Below are 15,902 nucleotides of genomic sequence, written 5' to 3'. Positions count from 1 at the left end.
CCCCCCCCCCCCCCTCCCACAGGATAAGTTGCAAGGCTTCAGACCGGCTGGCCCCGATCGATCTTGCTGCTGAGAATGATCGACGTAGTTGTTTTCTCCACCCCGTCCACGCTGCCGATCTGGTCGAGCAACTGATCCAGCTGTTCCGGCGAATCGGTGCGCAGCCACGCCACATAATCAAATTCGCCGCTGACCGCGCACAACTGCTGGACCTGGGCCATGGCGCTCAAGCGCCGCAACACATCTTTACCGGAGCGTGGCTGCACCTTGATCCCGACATAGGCCTGCAGGCCGCCATCGATCACTCGCTGGCCGAGACGCACGCCGTACCCGGTGATCACCTTGGCTTTTTCCAGCCGAGCCAGGCGCGAGGTCACCGTGGTGCGGGCAATCCCCAGTTGTCGGGCGAGCATGGCGACGCTTTCCCGCGCGTTGATTTGCAGGGCCGCGATCAACTGGCGGTCGATTTCGTCGAGGACGGGAGGGCGGATCTCAGTCAAGGTTGGCTCCGGCGCGGGCATCAATGGCGAGCATGTTACAGGTTCCCTCGCTCGAAATAGCCAGTGGCAGGTAAAGCCAGCGCCCGCCACGCGGTTGCCAGGTGCGCCTGGGAAGACCTGAGCCAGACACCTTCCTGGCAGATCAGTTGCTCAGTGGGCAACTGCAGCAGAGCCTCCAGTGAGAACGACTGCACCGAACCCTGGTCCTCGTCGGCTTCGGTCTCCCAGTCGCGCTGGAAGCTTCGTAGCCGTAGTTGCTCTTCTTCGAAGCTTTCGAATAGCGGCCGATTGCCCAGCCACTGCGGCTGTATGCGCAGCGTGTGCGCCTGGACATCAAGGAGCAGCAGTTGCCAGCCGCGGTAACTTCCACACAGTTCCGTGACATCGGTCGCCATGCAGGTCAGGGCCAGGTAGCGGCTGTCTGCCGACCAGATCATCGAGGGCGCCAGGTCAACCAACGCGCAGCCTGAGGCGGTCAGCAAGTGTCCGCCGAGACGGGGCGTACCGGTACGCACCCAGCTGTCGGCGTATTCCGTCTCACTGCCGAACAGCCAGGCGGCATCCTGATCGTTCGGCGCGGGCTGGATGAAATCCCCCTCGGCAGTGGCCGCTTGCGGGCAGTCCACCAGACGCCAAGGCGGGACGGCTTTGAGCTGCGAGTCTGTCGGCTGCAACTGCACAGTGTTGTAGAACAGCCGGGATTGCTCGTTGGGACGGAAGAAGGACGTGTCGCCGCCAACCTCTGGCGCGGCGATGTTGAAACGTTGCAACGGGCTGCTTTCCCTATCGTTATCCAGACGTCCCTGAACGACCGCAAGACTTAACTGGCCATCACGAAAATCGAGTATCCGTTCCACCCACATGGACGGCCCGTCCAGCAGACGTTGCTCCTGAACATCTGCGACTACCGCACGGGTACTGAGTTTTGTTGAGTTCTCAAAGGGCAGCAGCGCCAGGTAGCGTCCGCAATCGGAAACCCGATGGTCCAGCAGCCAGCTCCCCGGCAACGACCAGTCGCCGATCCGGCAGCGATAGGCACCCAGGCCTTGGCGATTGTCACCGAGCCAGGTCAGGACAGCGCGTACATCGCCGTGCAACGGTTGCGTCTCGATACACGACTCGCCTCGCCGGCCCGTGCTGTCCAGCGGCAGCATGATCGCCTTGCGGGTCAGCATGAACTCCCCGACTTGCACGCGACCTTGAGCGTCATGACCGGTCTGGGTTTCGGTATCGCCGTGGATACTCTCCAGGCGGTAGCCATAACGGCCGGCGCCTGGTCGTGGATAATCGAGATACGAGCCGATACGGACATGGCTCGTATCAAGGCTCAATAATTCGTGCCAATAAAAGGACGGCTCCGCGTCGCTTTTCACCCACGGCGAGGGCAGGGCACGCCAGCCATGATCCACTTGCCACAACCAGTACTGATTGCCATCCGCCTCGTTGGCCTGTTCCCGGGCCAGACACACGAGGGCGCGGTTATCGCCGCTCCAGACCAGTGGCGCATCGGCTGCCATGACCAGGCCCGATGGTTGACCATTGAGGCTGATGGCGTAGCGCGGCGAATACAGCGGCTCCAATGGCTGGGCCAGATCGCGAAAGGTCTTGGGCAACAAGATATCGCCCCGCAGGATTTGCCCGCCATCAATGGAAGCCCGTTCGAAGCTGCGCGCAACACTGTCCGGATTCCAGCCAGGCGCAAGCCAAAGGTCGGCGACGGGGATCAGGTCGGCTACTTCGGCTGCCTGCAACAGCTCGTCCAGTCGGGCCTGACGAACGCTGTTGTCTACCAAGGGGCTATGGCGGCCGCTCAGTTGGCCCAGGTCCAGGGCGTCCAGCTCCCAGAACTCGCTTTCGGCACAGCGGTACAGCTTGCGTTGCTCACGGTCGAGAACGACCAGTCCCCATTCCTGGCGGGACGGTACCGGCGCAGCAAAATAGCGTCCGTCGCTGGAGAACACCGCCGAGGAACCAAGCCCTTGCAAGAGCACGCCATCAGGGAACAGATAATCGCAATGAACGGGGCCACCCATGGCAATTTCGCTGTGGTTGAACACCCGGATCGGCTCGCCCTCGGGCGTCAGCAGCGGCTCGTTTGTGCCCCAGGCACTCGGTCCTTGGCCCGCAGAGGAGACCGGCGCCAACCCAAGGCGGCGCTCCCATTTGCTCACGCAGGCGAGCCCGCCAACGATGCCGGCGATCGCAACCAGAATGCCCCACCACTCAGGCAGCGCCCGCCCCAGACTGAAACCCAGGCCAAACACCGCACCGACAGTCAGCCGGGAAATGCCCCGACCCACCGCCGAGAAGCCCAGTCGTGCGGCAAGGCCCATCAGCAAACCAAGCAATACCACCGCCAGCAAGGCCAGCGGCGGCGGCAGTATCGTGACGAAAAAGGCCGGCACCACCAGGATGCCGAGTTGCCAGAAGAGTTCGAGGAACAGGCGGGGAAGGCTGGGGCTGGCGATGATGGGCGTCTCGGCGGGGTATTGGAAATCTGATTGTAAGTGAGCGGACGTTAAAAAAGACAAAGTCCCGCTGCTCATTCTTTTGATTATTTGGTGTGTTTGGTATACGTTACATCTCAATCATTTTGTCGCGTATACGAAACATGGATTATTTGCTCATTACTACCCGCCTCGGCATACAGATAAGGCAACGCCGTTCAAATCGCGGGCTGACCCAAGCGAATCTGGCTGCCTTGGCCGGCATCCCCCGGCAAAAGGTTATTGCCATCGAGAAGGGTGACGTGTCGGTAAGCATCGCTGCTTACGCACGAGTACTGGGAGCACTGGATTGCGAGCTGGCCGTGACAGCGGCCGCAATGCCGACACTGGATGAAATTGAAGGGATATTCGACTGATGGCAGCTGTGTTGCAGGTGGCAACCCCTGACGGTGCCAGCGGAAGAATCGTTGGCGGTGCCGGGGATTACCGGTTCCGTTATCACGACGAGGCGAATCCCCAGGCTGCTATAAGCCTGCTCATGCCTGTGCGCCTGGATGAGTATCGTCATCGAGATCTGCACCCGATCTTTCAAATGAATCTGCCCGAAGGGTACGTTTTAGAGCAGTTGCGCAACCGCCTGGCCAAGGTAGCTGACGTCGATCCCATGCTGCTTCTTGCGTTGTCGGGAAGCAGTTCACCCATCGGGCGAGTAGCAGTGAGTTCCGCCCATGTCGATGCGTTATTGCAGCGTCAACAATTCCCAGGAGAAAAGCTGGAAGAAATCCTGGCGTGGGACGGTGCCGAGGATATTTTTACCGGGCTTGTTGATCGCTATATCCTGCGGGCCGGGATTTCGGGCGTGCAGCCTAAGGTTCTTGTGCCCGAACGGGAGGCTTCCGCACCTCAGCGATTCACTTCAAAAACCTCCGATCTGATTATCAAGAGCGGTCGGGAAGAGTTTCCGGGACTCGCAATCAATGAGTTTCTCTGTATGTCCGTTGCCAGGGAGGCGGGGATTCCTGTACCGGAGTTCTATCTTTCTAAAAATGCCAAATTGTTCGTTATGCGTCGTTTCGACCGGGACAGCCAACTCAATCCCATCGGTTTTGAGGACATGGCTGCGCTGATGGGGCTCGCCGCCCAGCAGAAATACAGCAAAAGCTACTCGGCAATCGCTAAGGCAATTCGACTGTACTGTTCCCCCGAGCAAGTCAAGGATTCCCTGGCTCAGCTGTTTGCCGTGGTGGCTTTAAGCTGCATCGTAGGTAACGGTGACGCTCATCTCAAGAACTTCGGATTGCTCTATTCGAACCCTACCCAGCGTGACGCCCGGCTGGCTCCGGCCTACGACATCGTTAATACCACCGCATATATCCCGGAAGACGTGCTGGCCCTTGATCTCGCCGGCAACAAATCGCTATTCGCTTCTCGACAGGGGCTGCTGGACTTTGCTCAGGTGTGTGATGTTGCTCAGCCAGAAGAAGTAATCGGCTTGCAATTGCAAGCTCTGGAACGAGTAGTGGCTCGCTCAACCGAGCTTGGTGAGAAGGCCCCGCATGTGGTCGCGGCGATCAAGCAGTGTGCGGAACCGTTCGTGAGAACCTTTGGATAGGATGCAGCGTGGCTGCAAAAACACAAAAGCCGCGCAATGCGCGGCTTTCAATTTGGTGGGCCCACACGGACTCGAACCGTGGACCAAAGGATTATGAGTCCTCTGCTCTAACCAACTGAGCTATAGGCCCTCAGTAGGCCGCGGATTATAGCGACGGTTTCTCGGCTGTGCTATCCGAAAAATCCGATACGGTCACATGCAGAAACGTCGCGGCGAATTCTTCGGCGCAAAGGGGCAGGCTGACGATGTAGCCCTGGATCTGCTCGCAGCCTTCCTCGGCGAGGAATTGCTGTTGGGCGAGGGTTTCGACGCCCTCGGCGATGATGCTGAACTGCATGCTCCGGCCCAGGGCAATGATTGCCCGCACGATGGCCACGTCGTGGGGGTCATCGGGCAGGCCGCGGACGAAGGATTGGTCGATTTTGAGGATGTCCAGCGGCAGGCGCTTGAGGTAGCTCAGCGAGGAATAGCCGGTGCCGAAGTCGTCGATGGCCAGTTGCACGCCGAGTTTTTTCAGTTGATGCAGCACCGTCAGGGCCTCTTCGGCCTGGCTCATGATGAAGTTTTCGGTAATCTCCAGTTGCAACAAACCAGGCTCAAGGTGGTTTTCCCGCAGCAACTGTTCGATCCGACCCAGCAGGTTGGGTTGGCGCAATTGGGCACCGGCCAGGTTGACCGACAGCGGCCCGAGGCTTTCGTGACAGCTGTTCCATGCGCGCAGCTGCCGGCAGGCATTTTCCAGTACCCAATCGCCGATTTGCAGGATCATGCCGTTTTCTTCGGCCAGGGGAATGAAATGCTCCGGCGGTACGTCGCCAAAGGTCGGATGGGTCCAGCGAATCAGTGCCTCGGCGCCTACCAGGCGGTTGTCGATAAGGCTGATTTTCGGCTGGAACGAAAGCGACAGTTCGTTGCGCTCGATCGCCCGTCGCAGCTCGTGCTCCAGTGCCACGCGCTCGCTGGCCTGGGCCGTGAGGTCGCGGGTGTAGCTTTCGACCCGGTTGCGACCCTTGGCTTTGGAGCGGTACATCGCCGCGTCGGCGTTCTTGACCAGCGTGGCGACATCGCAGCCATCCTGCGGATACAGGCTGGTGCCGATGCTGGCGCTGATGAAAAACTCATGCTCGCCGGCCTGGAACGGCGCGCCGAAACAGTTCAACAGCTTTTGCGCAATGTGCTCGGCATCGCTGGGCTGCTGCAGGCCGGGCAGCAGAATGATGAACTCGTCACCGCCCAGGCGCGCCACGGTGTCGATATCACGCAGTTGCTCGCGCAGGCGCACGGCAATGCCCTTGAGCAGCAGATCGCCGACCGGATGCCCGAGGCTGTCGTTGATGTGCTTGAAGCGGTCCAGGTCGAGGAACAGTACCGCGCCCTGGCCGCCATTTTCCTGCTGGCTGTTGAGCGCCGAGAGCAGACGGCTTTCGAACAGGGTGCGATTCGGCAGGCCCGTGAGCGGGTCGTGATGCGCCTGGTAGTCGAGTCGGGCCTGGGCGTGTTTGAGGCTTGAGATGTCGGCAAAGACCGCGACGAAATGGGTGGTCTGCTGTTCCTGGTTGCGCACGGCGCTGATGGTCAGCCAGCTGGGATACAGCTCGCCATTCTTGCGGCGGTTGGAGATTTCCCCCTGCCAATGGCCCTCCGCCGTCAATTGATGCCACATCGCGGCGTAAAACGCGCTGTCGTGCAGCCCGGAAGCCAACAGCCGAGGCGTATGGCCCAGGGCCTCGGTTTCGCTATAGCCGGTGATTTCGGTAAAGGCTCGGTTCACGGCGCTGATGTGCTGTTGCGTATCGGTGATCAATACGCCTTCGGCGGTGCTTTCGAATACGGTGGCGGCCTGCTGCAGTTTCTCTTGCATGAAGTGGCGTTCGGTGATGTCCCGGGCGATGGTCAGCATGCAGTCCTCGTTGCCGATGGGCAGCGGACGGCTGGACACCTCGCAGAGCCGTATCTGTCCGTCGTTACGGCGGATATGGCAGCTGAAATCCTTTACGAAACCGTCCCGCTGCAGCAGCTCGAGCATCTGCTTGCGCTCGTTGAGGTTGACCCAGATCCCCAGGTCGAGAGTGGAGCGGTCCACCGACAGGGCGCTGTTGAAACCGGTAATGCGGCTGAAACCGTCGTTGACTTCAATCAGCAAACCATCGCTCTGCCTGGATAACAGCAAGCCGTCGGGCGAGGCATGAAAAGCCTTGGCGAACTTTTCTTCGGAGGTCTGCAATTGTTGCTGGGTCTCCTTGAGCTGGCTGATGTCGCGCACCACCACGACCAGGGCTGGGGTGGTGTCCAGATCAAAGGGTTCGGCCGATATCAGCCCGGTGAACACCTCGCCGTTGCTGCGTTGAAAAGGCATTTCCAGATTGCGAATGCTCCCGGCCTGCAACCGCTGGAGCAAGCTCGGGCCGACGCCCTGTATGCCCCAGATGTCCAGGTCGGTAGCGCTTTTGCCGACTACCTCTGCGGCGCTGAGGCCGATCTGTTCTTCGAAGGCTTTATTGACCTCCAGCAGGCAGCCGTCCAGCAGGCGCGCAATCACCAGAATGTCCGGGCACTGGCGAAACACCGAGCCGAACTTCTGTTCGGAAAGGCGCAGCGCTTCCTCGGTGTGCTTGGCTTCACTGATGTCGATCATCAGTCCGCGCATCAACGGCTCATGGCCATGCTTGATCAGGCTGACGATGTCCCGCACCCACAGGCAACGACCGTCGGCGGTGATTACTCGGTAATCGATGCAGTGATCGCGGCCGGCAAGGACTTCGTGATCGCAATACGTCTGCGCGCGGATCAGGTCCGCCGGGTGAATGATGTTGCGCCAGAACCCGGGGATGAGCCAATGGGCGAGGGGGTAGCCGAGCAACTCTTCGGCATGAGGCGATACATAGCTGTAGGTGAAGTCGCTGACCCTGGCTTCCCAGGCAATCGCCGAAAGGCTTTCTACCAGCCCGCGATAATGGTATTCGCTGCTGCGTAACTCCTGTTCCAGGTCGACGCGTCGGGCTATTTCCGAACTCAGGCGACGGTTGATGCGAATCACCACCGCCAGGATAGCGATCAACAGTAGCAGCCCGGGCAGGCCGTAAAGCAGCAGGTCTGACCAGAGCTGGCGATAGTCCCGCACGTTGCCAACCCATTTTTCCTGGATTTCGCTGACCTCCATCGGCGTCATGTCCGCGAGGACCTTATCGAGGATGCCCACCAATATCTTGTTTTCCCGTGGGACCGCCATCGCCAACTGATAGCGATAAGGTGTTTCTCCGCTGACGTAGAGCCCGTCAAGCTTGAGCTGGCGCAAGCTCCACACGCTGGAGGCAAGATCGCCCACTACCGCATCGACTTCATCGGTCGCCAAGGCCTGCAGCGCCGAGCTGACGTTGGGCAGCGCGACCAGGTTCAGGTCGGGGTGGTGGTTGCGCAGCAGTTCGTGGGGGGCATAGTTCTCCACCACGGCGATCTTCAGCCCGTAAAGGTCTTCGAGCTTATGGGGTCGTGGCCCGCCTTTATGGGCCAGGATGACAATCGGAAAATCCAGGTAGGGGCGAGTGAATGACAGGTAGTTCTGGCGTTCGGGGGTGGACATGATGCCCGGTAGAAGGTCGATCTTGCCCTGCACGACCTGTTCCAGCACCTCCGTCCAACTGACGGGTTCGATGGGGGTGAGCGTGACGGCCAGTTTCTCGCGGATGATGTCGACATAGTCCGCGGCCAAGCCCTGATAGCGGCCATTGTCGTCGCGAAACTCGAACGGCGGCCACGAAGCATCAACGCCCAGGCGCAGGTCGGGGTGGTCCTTGAGCCAGCGGCGCTCTTCATCGGTGAGCGTCAACGCGCCGGCCGTTGCGGTCCAGGTTATCAGTGACAGCAAAAGCACGGCCGTCAGTCTGGGCATCTACGGTCTCGTCATGGCTTGGGGAGGATGTTTCGAGTGTAGACGGGCAATAGGGCGGGGGTGGCAGCGAAGGAGGTTTTATCTGCACATAACAAAACCCCCGGCAGGGCCGGGGGTTTGAAGGTCACTCGTCGAGAAACGAACGCAAATGTTCACTTCGCGTCGGGTGGCGCAGTTTGCGCAACGCCTTGGCTTCGATCTGACGAATCCGCTCACGAGTCACATCGAACTGCTTACCGACTTCCTCGAGGGTGTGGTCGGTGTTCATATCGATGCCGAAGCGCATCCGCAGTACCTTGGCTTCACGGGCAGTGAGGCCGGAAAGGACTTCGCGAGTCGCTTCCTTGAGACTCTCGACGGTGGCGACATCAATCGGCGACTGCATGGTGGAGTCTTCGATGAAGTCACCCAGATGGGAGTCTTCGTCATCGCCGATCGGGGTTTCCATGGAGATCGGCTCTTTGGCGATCTTCAATACCTTGCGGATCTTGTCCTCAGGCATTTCCATGCGTTCGCCCAGCTCTTCCGGCGTCGGTTCGCGACCCATTTCCTGCAGCATCTGCCGGGAAATACGGTTGAGCTTGTTGATCGTCTCGATCATGTGCACCGGGATACGGATAGTGCGGGCCTGGTCGGCGATCGAGCGAGTGATCGCCTGACGAATCCACCAGGTGGCATAAGTCGAGAACTTGTAGCCGCGACGGTATTCGAACTTGTCCACCGCCTTCATCAGGCCGATGTTACCTTCCTGGATCAGGTCGAGGAATTGCAGGCCACGGTTGGTGTACTTCTTGGCGATCGAGATCACCAGACGCAAGTTCGCTTCGACCATCTCTTTCTTCGCGCGACGGGCCTTGGCCTCGCCGATCGACATGCGACGGTTGATGTCCTTGATTTCAGCGATGCTCAGGCCGGTCTCGGCCTCCAGCGCGCTCAGCTTCTGCTGGCAACGAACGATGTCCGGTTGCAGGCGGCCAATCGCTTCAGCGTATTTGCTCTTGCCTTTGGCCAGCGCATCGGTCCAGCTTTCGTCGACTTCATGGCCTGGGAACTGGCGCAGGAAATCTGCACGCGGCATGCGGGCGTCACGCACACACAATTGCATGATCGCGCGCTCTTGCTGACGCAGACGATCCAGGGCACTGCGAACACGCTCGACCAGGCCTTCGAACTGCTTGGGCACCAGCTTGATCGGCATGAACAGCTCGGCCAGCGCCAACAGCTCGGCGATTGCCTGCTTGTTGTTGCGACCGTGCTTTTTCAGCGCCTTGCGGGTGATCTCCATCTGGTCGGCCACGGCGCCAAAACGCTGAGCGGCGATGACCGGATCCGGACCGCTTTCGGCTTCTTCTTCGTCGTCGCTGGCTTCGGCGTCGTCATCGTCGGTCTCATCGTCGGCCTTGACGGCTTTCGGATCGACCAGCGGCGGCACTTCGGCGGCAGGCGGCGCGATGCCGTCGTCCGGGTCGATGTAACCGCTCAGGACGTCAGACAGGCGCCCACCTTCGGTGGTGACGCGGGTGTATTCGGAGAGAATATGGTCGACCGTGCCAGGGAAGTGCGCAATTGCGCCCATCACTTCACGGATGCCTTCTTCAATACGCTTGGCGATTTCAATTTCGCCTTCACGCGTGAGGAGCTCTACCGTACCCATTTCACGCATGTACATGCGCACGGGGTCCGTGGTGCGACCAATGTCGGTCTCGACCGCTGCCAACGCTGCGGCCGCTTCTTCAGCGGCCGCCTCGTCGGTATCGGCGTCGGCCAGCATAAGGGCATCCTTATCTGGAGCAACCTCGAATACGTTGATCCCCATGTCGTTGATCATGCGGATGATGTCTTCCACCTGTTCCGGATCTGAAATATCCTCCGGCAGGTGGTCGTTGACCTCCGCGTAAGTCAGGTAGCCCTGCTCACGACCCAATAGGATCAACTCTTTGATACGAGACTGCTGTTGCGCTTTTCCGGACATAACACCCTATCCACTGAAGGTCTTGGCGGGCAAAAAACAAGCCGAGGATTATACCTGAGCTGTGACCTCACGCGCCAGTTGAGGTCGGGTTTGATGCGCAAACATTGCGGCTGAGTAAGTCACGCAATTGGTTTTTCTCTTCGCTGGTCAACTCGCTCTGGCGAGCTTTGCGCAGAAGTTGTTCCAGGTTTCGCTCGCGTTGGCGGGCGGACAAGCTAGTAATGGTGTCGAAAAACTGTTGTTCAAGGTTATCTCCCTCTATCAGCCATTCCTTCTCGGCCAATGCCTTCAAAAGGCGCCCCTGCTCGGTGCCATGCCACCGTGCGATCAACTGGAATGAGTTTAACTTGGGGTTCTTCTGCACGGCTTCAAGGAGCGCTACCAGCAATTGTGTATTGCTGTGGTCCTCGGCGGCGAAGTGCCCCGCATCCTCTACCTTCTCAGCCAATTGCGGGTGGTGCAGCAGGGTGCGCAGGGCGGCCAGTGTTGGTGGTTCGACGGCGGCCGGCACGCGCGGGGCACGTGGCTGGTCGCGATCGCCGCGCTTGCCGTTCTTGTCCCAGGGTTTCTTATCCCATTTCTTGCCGCCGGCACCGGGTTTTTTCGGTGTCCATTCCTGCTGCGGCGCGTAGTCCTGCTGAGGTTGATGATAGTCGGCGAAGTCCGGTATCGCGTCGTAGTCGATGCCCGGGTCGTAAGCTGGAGGCGCCTCCTGGGGCGCGCTTTGGGCCAGCTGGCTGACCGCTTCGCTGTTCAGCCCGGTAATTTCCGTCAGGCGTTGACGCATCAAGGTCCGCAGGTTGGCGCCGGGCACCTTGTCGATCAGCGGTGCCGCGAGCGTGGCCATATGGGCCTTGCCTTCGAGGGAGCGCGGATCGGCTTCTTCGGTCAGTTGCTGGAAAAAATAGTCGGCCAGCGGTTGTGCGTGCTGGTTGATCCGTGCGCGGAACGCATCGGTGCCCTCCGAACGCACCAGGGTATCCGGGTCCTCGCCCTCGGGCAGGAACAGAAAGCGTGCGCGTCGACCATCCTGCAGGCACGGCAGTGTCGCTTCCAGTGCGCGCCAGGCGGCGTTGCGTCCGGCCTGGTCGCCGTCGAAGCAGAACAGCACGCTCGGGACGACGCGAAACAGGCGCTTCATGTGTTCTTCGCTGGTGGCCGTGCCCAAGGTCGCAACAGCGTTGCGCAAGCCTTGCTGGGCCAGGGCGATGACGTCCATGTAGCCTTCGACTACGATGATTTCGTCGAGGTTGCGATTGTTCTTGCGCGCCTCGTACAGGCCGTAAAGCTCTTGGCCCTTATGGAAAACCGGGGTCTCCGGAGAGTTCAGGTACTTGGGCTTGTCGTCTCCCAGCACCCGGCCGCCAAAGGCAATGATCCGCCCGCGCGTATCGCGGATCGGAAACATCACCCGGTCGCGGAAGCGGTCGTAGCGCTTGCCGGTCTCGGCGTTCTCGATCAGCAGGCCGGCGTCGATCATGGCGCGTTGCTGCAGCGTATCGCTGCTCAGATGCTTGTACAGGTTGTCCCAGCCCGGCGGGGCGAAGCCCAGGCCGAAGTCGCGAGCGATCTCACCGGTCAGGCCGCGGCCCTTGAGATAATCCACCGCCGCCTTGCGGGCCGGATGGCTTTTAAGTGCCTGGCGATAAAAGTCGGCTGCTGCCGTGAGCAGTGGATACAGCGGCGAATCGGTGGGTTGGCGAGGCTTGTGTTGGCGTCCGCTTTCCTCGCGAGGAATTTCCATGCCGGCGGCTTTGGCCAGTTCCTCGACAGCCTGGGGGAAATCCAGATTGTCGTGGTCCATGATGAAGCCGAGGGCATTGCCGCCAGCGCCGCAGCCGAAGCAATAGTAGAACTGCTTGTCGGGGCTGACGCTGAAGGAGGGGGTTTTTTCTTTGTGAAACGGGCAGCAGGCCGTGTAGTTCTTGCCCGCTTTCTTCATTTGCAGGCGAGAGCTGACCACGTCGACGATGTCGGTGCGGTTCAGGAGGTCGTCAATAAAGCTCTGGGGAATTAGCCCGGCCATGGCGTTCTCATCATCACTGCGCGAAATAGGGGCCCAAAGTCAGCCGCGGAGTCGGTTCCTGGTCCTGAGGCACGGAAAATGGTGGCTCGACCGGGTCGTCTGCATCATTGCTGTCGGGAAGTGTATCTGCCGATTATCCACTGACGTTAATGGCTATCAGTATTCGACTGTACGAAATGTGTTGCGCTGAGTCCGGTAACGGCCGGTCAGGCCTCGGATAGCTCATGAAGCGGGCACGCGGCAGGTGCCTTGGGCTGATCGTCGTTAGAGGAATCAGGGTGTGCTCGTCAGTAGCCTTGGAAGGCTCGTCAGAAGAGACGTGCACCGCTGGCAAAAGAGCCAGGTCTGACGCGATAAAGCAGATCGTCTTGGTCGCGTCTGCGACTTTGACGGTGAAGCATCAAGCGTTGTTCCGCAAATGCCATAAGCCCGGCTTGGAGGCCGGGCTTGGCAAGAAGCTTGCGACGGGCGTCTGTGTATTAGTACAGACGTACGGCGCGGCGCTGTTCGCGCTGAACTTTCTTGGCGTGACGCTTAACAGCGGCTGCTGCTTTGCGCTTACGCTCGGAAGTCGGCTTCTCGTAGAATTCGCGGCTACGAACTTCAGCCAGAACACCGGCTTTTTCGCAGGAGCGCTTGAAACGACGCAGAGCTACGTCGAAGGGTTCGTTCTCTTTTACTTTGACGGCTGGCATCCAGAGCTACCTTCATTCATTACCGGGGTCAACATCCTCGCGGCAAAAGAGCACTTGAAGACGTCGGTTTTTAAGGGTTGCGGATGTTAACCCCTCAACGCTCGGAATGCAAAGCCTCTGATCGAAAACCGCTGGTCGGGGCACAACGCGACGACTATTATGCGCGCCTTCGAATTCAGCCTCTACAAGGCGCAAACCCATGCTAGTACTGGGATTAGAAACATCCTGCGACGAAACCGGCGTCGCGCTTTACGACAGTGAACGTGGCCTGCTGGCCGACGCGCTGTTCAGCCAGATCGACCTGCACCGCGCGTACGGCGGCGTGGTGCCGGAGCTTGCATCCCGCGACCACGTCAAGCGCATGCTGCCCTTGATCCGCCAGGTTCTGGCCGAAGGCGGCTGCGTGCCGACCGAGATCGACGCCATCGCCTACACGGCCGGGCCGGGTCTGGTGGGCGCCCTGTTGGTTGGTGCTTCCTGTGCCCAGGCGCTGGCCTTTGCCTGGGGCATTCCGGCCTTGGGCGTGCACCACATGGAGGGCCACCTGCTGGCGCCGATGCTGGAGCCGCAGCCGCCGGAGTTTCCGTTCGTCGCTTTGTTGGTATCCGGGGGCCATACGCAGCTCGTTCGGGTCGATGGAATCGGCCAATACCAACTCATGGGCGAGTCGCTCGACGACGCCGCCGGCGAAGCTTTTGATAAAACCGCCAAGATGATGGGGCTCAATTATCCTGGCGGACCGGAAATCGCACGACTTGCCGCTCAAGGCATTGAAGGGCGCTTCGTGTTTCCGCGGCCGATGTGCGACCGGCCTGGACTGGATTTCAGCTTCAGTGGCCTGAAGACCTTCGCGCTGAATACCTGGCAACAATGCGTCAATGCCGGGGACGACAGTGAGCAAGCCCGTTGCGACATCTCCCTGGCGTTCCAGCAGGCCGTGGTGGAGACTTTGACGATCAAGTGCAAGCGCGCGCTGAAACAAGCTGGGCTCAAGCGCCTGGTGATTGCCGGCGGGGTGAGCGCGAACAAGGCCTTGCGGGTATCCCTGGAAAAAATGCTCGGCGATCTGAAGGGCGACGTTTACTACGCTCGGCCGGAGTTCTGCACAGATAACGGCGCGATGATTGCTTTTGCCGGTTGCCAGCGCCTGCAGGCGGGGCAGCATGAAAGCCTGGCGATCAGCGTGCAGGCACGCTGGCCCATGGAGCAACTTTCACCGCTGTGAGGCGTTATCAGAAATGCCGTTCGCGCCCGGCGAACAGGTCGCGTAGATTGCCCCGATGGCGCCAGACGATCAGCGCAACGAGTGTTGTCATCGGCAGCAACGCCGCCGGTTCCTGCCAGGCCAGCAAAGGCAGGGTCAATGGCGTGGCGATCAACGCCGCCAGGGAGCTGGTGCGGGTCAGGTAGAAGGTCAGCAGCCAGGCGCACACGGCAAGCAGGGCGGCAGGCGGATACAGGCCCAGCAGCATGCCGGCGGCAGTGGCGACACCCTTGCCGCCGCGAAAGCGGAAGTACAGCGGGAACAGATGGCCGACGACCGCGCAGACGCCGATCCAGGCCTGTTGCTGTAACGAAAGCCCGGCGAGGCTGGCGAGCAGAACCGGCACGAGGCCTTTGCAAAGGTCGCCGAGCAGGGTCAGGACGGCAAGTTTGCGTCCGGCCAGGCGCAGCATGTTGGTGGCGCCGGCATTGCCTGAGCCACTCATTCGCGGATCCGGGCGACCGGTCAGGCGGCTGAGCAAAATGGCAAAGGACAGTGAGCCGAGCAGGTAGGCGAGGATCGCCAATGACCAAAACATGCTAGCTATTCCGGGCGAGGAAGCCCTGATTCTAACGGCGCAAAGCGCCCTTGTCGTGCTGCGGAGAAGAGAGCTTGGACAGAGTGTTTATCGAAGGCCTGGAAGTCGACACGGTGATTGGTGCCTACGACTGGGAGCGAGGCATCCGACAGTGTCTGCGGCTTGATCTGAGTTTCGCCTGGGATAATCGCCCGGCCGCCGCGGGCGATGACCTGAGCCTGGCCCTCGACTATGCCAGCGTATCGGCCCGCATCCAGGCATTTGCTGAGCAGGCGCAGTTCCAATTGGTCGAAACCTTTGCCGAGCGACTGGCCCAAGAGCTCATGGATGAGTTCAAGATTACCTGGCTGCGCCTGAAAGTGACCAAGCCCGGGGCCGTGCCGGCCGCCACCGGCGTTGGCGTGGAGATCGAGCGCGGATGTCGCTGACTCAGGTTTTTCTCGGGCTCGGCAGCAATATCGAGCGCGAAACCCATTTACGCGCGGGGCTAGAGGCTCTGGCCGGTTTCCTGGTGGATATGCGCTGTTCGGCCGTGTTCGAAAGTCAGCCGGTGGGTATCAAGAGCGGGCCGTTCTTCAATTTCGTCGTGTCGGCGTTCACTGACCTACCACTGATGGAGCTGGACCGCCGCCTCAAGTTCATCGAGGCCGACAATGGTCGTTACGCGCCGGACCGCAAGGGCTTGCCGCTGGATATCGACGTGCTGCTGTATGGCGAGCAGATCGGCAACTTCGATGGGTTGATCCTGCCGCGCGCGGAAATTCTCAAGAACGCTTTTGTCTTGTGGCCTTTGTCGTTGATTGCGCCGGATCGGATTCATCCGGGTGTAGGAAAGAGTTTCTCCACGTTGTGGAAAGAAGCACAGATTGACCAGGTGCTGGCGCCGGTGGCTTTCGAGTGGCGAGGCCAGCCGCTTACGCCGTCGAATCTGCTGTGAGGCGCTTGCCGTCATCGCGAGC

At 60.3% G+C, this 15,902-nt stretch carries 12 protein-coding genes and 1 tRNA gene; 5 read left to right on the top strand and 8 right to left on the bottom strand.

Going from position 1 to position 15,902, the window contains the following annotated elements; all coding sequences use genetic code 11:
• Nucleotides 1-38 precede the first annotated feature (38 nt).
• Both ACE04F_RS27380 and ACE04F_RS27375 read right to left on the bottom strand, forming a co-directional pair.
• Nucleotides 39-500, bottom strand: a complete 462-nt coding sequence (locus tag ACE04F_RS27380; RefSeq protein WP_305498377.1) for an Lrp/AsnC family transcriptional regulator — start codon at nucleotides 498-500, stop codon at nucleotides 39-41.
• Nucleotides 501-535: 35 nt separating this feature from the next.
• On the bottom strand, nucleotides 536-2,971 hold the full coding sequence (locus ACE04F_RS27375; protein WP_486110699.1) for a hypothetical protein: 2,436 nt from the start codon (nucleotides 2,969-2,971) through the stop codon (nucleotides 536-538).
• 140 nt (nucleotides 2,972-3,111) lie between these two features.
• On the opposite strand from ACE04F_RS27375, the gene ACE04F_RS27370 reads away from it, so the two are divergent.
• Both ACE04F_RS27370 and ACE04F_RS27365 read left to right on the top strand, forming a co-directional pair.
• Complete coding sequence (locus ACE04F_RS27370; RefSeq protein WP_486110665.1) at nucleotides 3,112-3,363, top strand: helix-turn-helix transcriptional regulator; 252 nt, start codon at nucleotides 3,112-3,114, stop codon at nucleotides 3,361-3,363.
• Nucleotides 3,363-4,559, top strand: coding sequence for a type II toxin-antitoxin system HipA family toxin (locus ACE04F_RS27365; RefSeq protein WP_486110664.1), 1,197 nt, complete (start codon nucleotides 3,363-3,365; stop codon nucleotides 4,557-4,559). Before ACE04F_RS27370 ends, ACE04F_RS27365 begins: the two co-directional genes overlap by 1 nt.
• Nucleotides 4,560-4,612: 53 nt before the next feature.
• On the opposite strand, the gene ACE04F_RS27360 is transcribed toward ACE04F_RS27365, so the two are convergent.
• From ACE04F_RS27360 to rpsU, 5 genes are all read right to left on the bottom strand, one after another.
• Nucleotides 4,613-4,689, bottom strand: a tRNA-Ile gene (locus ACE04F_RS27360).
• Between the two features lie 15 nt (nucleotides 4,690-4,704).
• Nucleotides 4,705-8,448, bottom strand: a complete 3,744-nt coding sequence (locus ACE04F_RS27355; protein ID WP_486110663.1) for a bifunctional diguanylate cyclase/phosphodiesterase — start codon at nucleotides 8,446-8,448, stop codon at nucleotides 4,705-4,707.
• 124 nt (nucleotides 8,449-8,572) lie between these two features.
• Complete coding sequence (rpoD, locus tag ACE04F_RS27350; protein WP_486110662.1) at nucleotides 8,573-10,420, bottom strand: RNA polymerase sigma factor RpoD; 1,848 nt, start codon at nucleotides 10,418-10,420, stop codon at nucleotides 8,573-8,575.
• A gap of 67 nt (nucleotides 10,421-10,487) precedes the next feature.
• Nucleotides 10,488-12,446, bottom strand: coding sequence for a DNA primase (dnaG, locus tag ACE04F_RS27345; protein WP_486110661.1), 1,959 nt, complete (start codon nucleotides 12,444-12,446; stop codon nucleotides 10,488-10,490).
• 479 nt (nucleotides 12,447-12,925) lie between these two features.
• Nucleotides 12,926-13,141, bottom strand: a complete 216-nt coding sequence (gene rpsU / locus ACE04F_RS27340; protein ID WP_002551877.1) for a 30S ribosomal protein S21 — start codon at nucleotides 13,139-13,141, stop codon at nucleotides 12,926-12,928.
• Between the two features lie 199 nt (nucleotides 13,142-13,340).
• Here rpsU and tsaD point away from each other — a divergent pair, with 199 nt between their 5' ends.
• Entirely contained in the window at nucleotides 13,341-14,366 is a 1,026-nt protein-coding gene (tsaD, locus tag ACE04F_RS27335) for a tRNA (adenosine(37)-N6)-threonylcarbamoyltransferase complex transferase subunit TsaD (RefSeq protein ID WP_486110660.1), read from the top strand.
• 7 nt (nucleotides 14,367-14,373) lie between these two features.
• Here the strand turns inward: tsaD and plsY are convergent, their stop codons facing one another.
• The gene (plsY, locus tag ACE04F_RS27330) at nucleotides 14,374-14,943 is read right to left on the bottom strand and encodes a glycerol-3-phosphate 1-O-acyltransferase PlsY (RefSeq protein WP_486110659.1); all 570 of its coding nucleotides are present in this window, start codon (nucleotides 14,941-14,943) and stop codon (nucleotides 14,374-14,376) included.
• Between the two features lie 74 nt (nucleotides 14,944-15,017).
• On the opposite strand from plsY, the gene folB reads away from it, so the two are divergent.
• Both folB and folK read left to right on the top strand, forming a co-directional pair.
• Entirely contained in the window at nucleotides 15,018-15,371 is a 354-nt protein-coding gene (gene folB / locus ACE04F_RS27325; RefSeq protein ID WP_305498386.1) for a dihydroneopterin aldolase, read from the top strand.
• A complete protein-coding gene (gene folK / locus ACE04F_RS27320) occupies nucleotides 15,362-15,880 on the top strand; it encodes a 2-amino-4-hydroxy-6-hydroxymethyldihydropteridine diphosphokinase (protein WP_486110658.1) in 519 nt (172 codons plus the stop codon). Before folB ends, folK begins: the two co-directional genes overlap by 10 nt.
• The last annotated feature ends 22 nt before the right edge of the window (nucleotides 15,881-15,902 follow it).

It is taken from the genome of Pseudomonas sp. AGC41, assembly GCF_057334555.1.
The sequence above is the reverse complement of the archived record's forward strand: the minus strand, read 5'-3'. Positions and strand labels throughout refer to the sequence as shown.

Excerpts from the sequence above, each read along its gene's own strand:
- plsY (WP_486110659.1), bottom strand. The coding sequence starts at position 14,943 with ATGTTTTGGTCATTGGCGATCCTCGCCTACCTGCTCGGCTCACTGTCC.
- ACE04F_RS27355 (WP_486110663.1), bottom strand. The coding sequence starts at position 8,448 with ATGCCCAGACTGACGGCCGTGCTTTTGCTGTCACTGATAACCTGGACC.
- folK (WP_486110658.1), top strand. The coding sequence starts at position 15,362 with ATGTCGCTGACTCAGGTTTTTCTCGGGCTCGGCAGCAATATCGAGCGC.
- ACE04F_RS27365 (WP_486110664.1), top strand. The coding sequence starts at position 3,363 with ATGGCAGCTGTGTTGCAGGTGGCAACCCCTGACGGTGCCAGCGGAAGA.
- tsaD (WP_486110660.1), top strand. The coding sequence starts at position 13,341 with ATGCTAGTACTGGGATTAGAAACATCCTGCGACGAAACCGGCGTCGCG.
- ACE04F_RS27370 (WP_486110665.1), top strand. The coding sequence starts at position 3,112 with ATGGATTATTTGCTCATTACTACCCGCCTCGGCATACAGATAAGGCAA.
- rpsU (WP_002551877.1), bottom strand. The coding sequence starts at position 13,141 with ATGCCAGCCGTCAAAGTAAAAGAGAACGAACCCTTCGACGTAGCTCTG.
- dnaG (WP_486110661.1), bottom strand. The coding sequence starts at position 12,446 with ATGGCCGGGCTAATTCCCCAGAGCTTTATTGACGACCTCCTGAACCGC.
- rpoD (WP_486110662.1), bottom strand. The coding sequence starts at position 10,420 with ATGTCCGGAAAAGCGCAACAGCAGTCTCGTATCAAAGAGTTGATCCTA.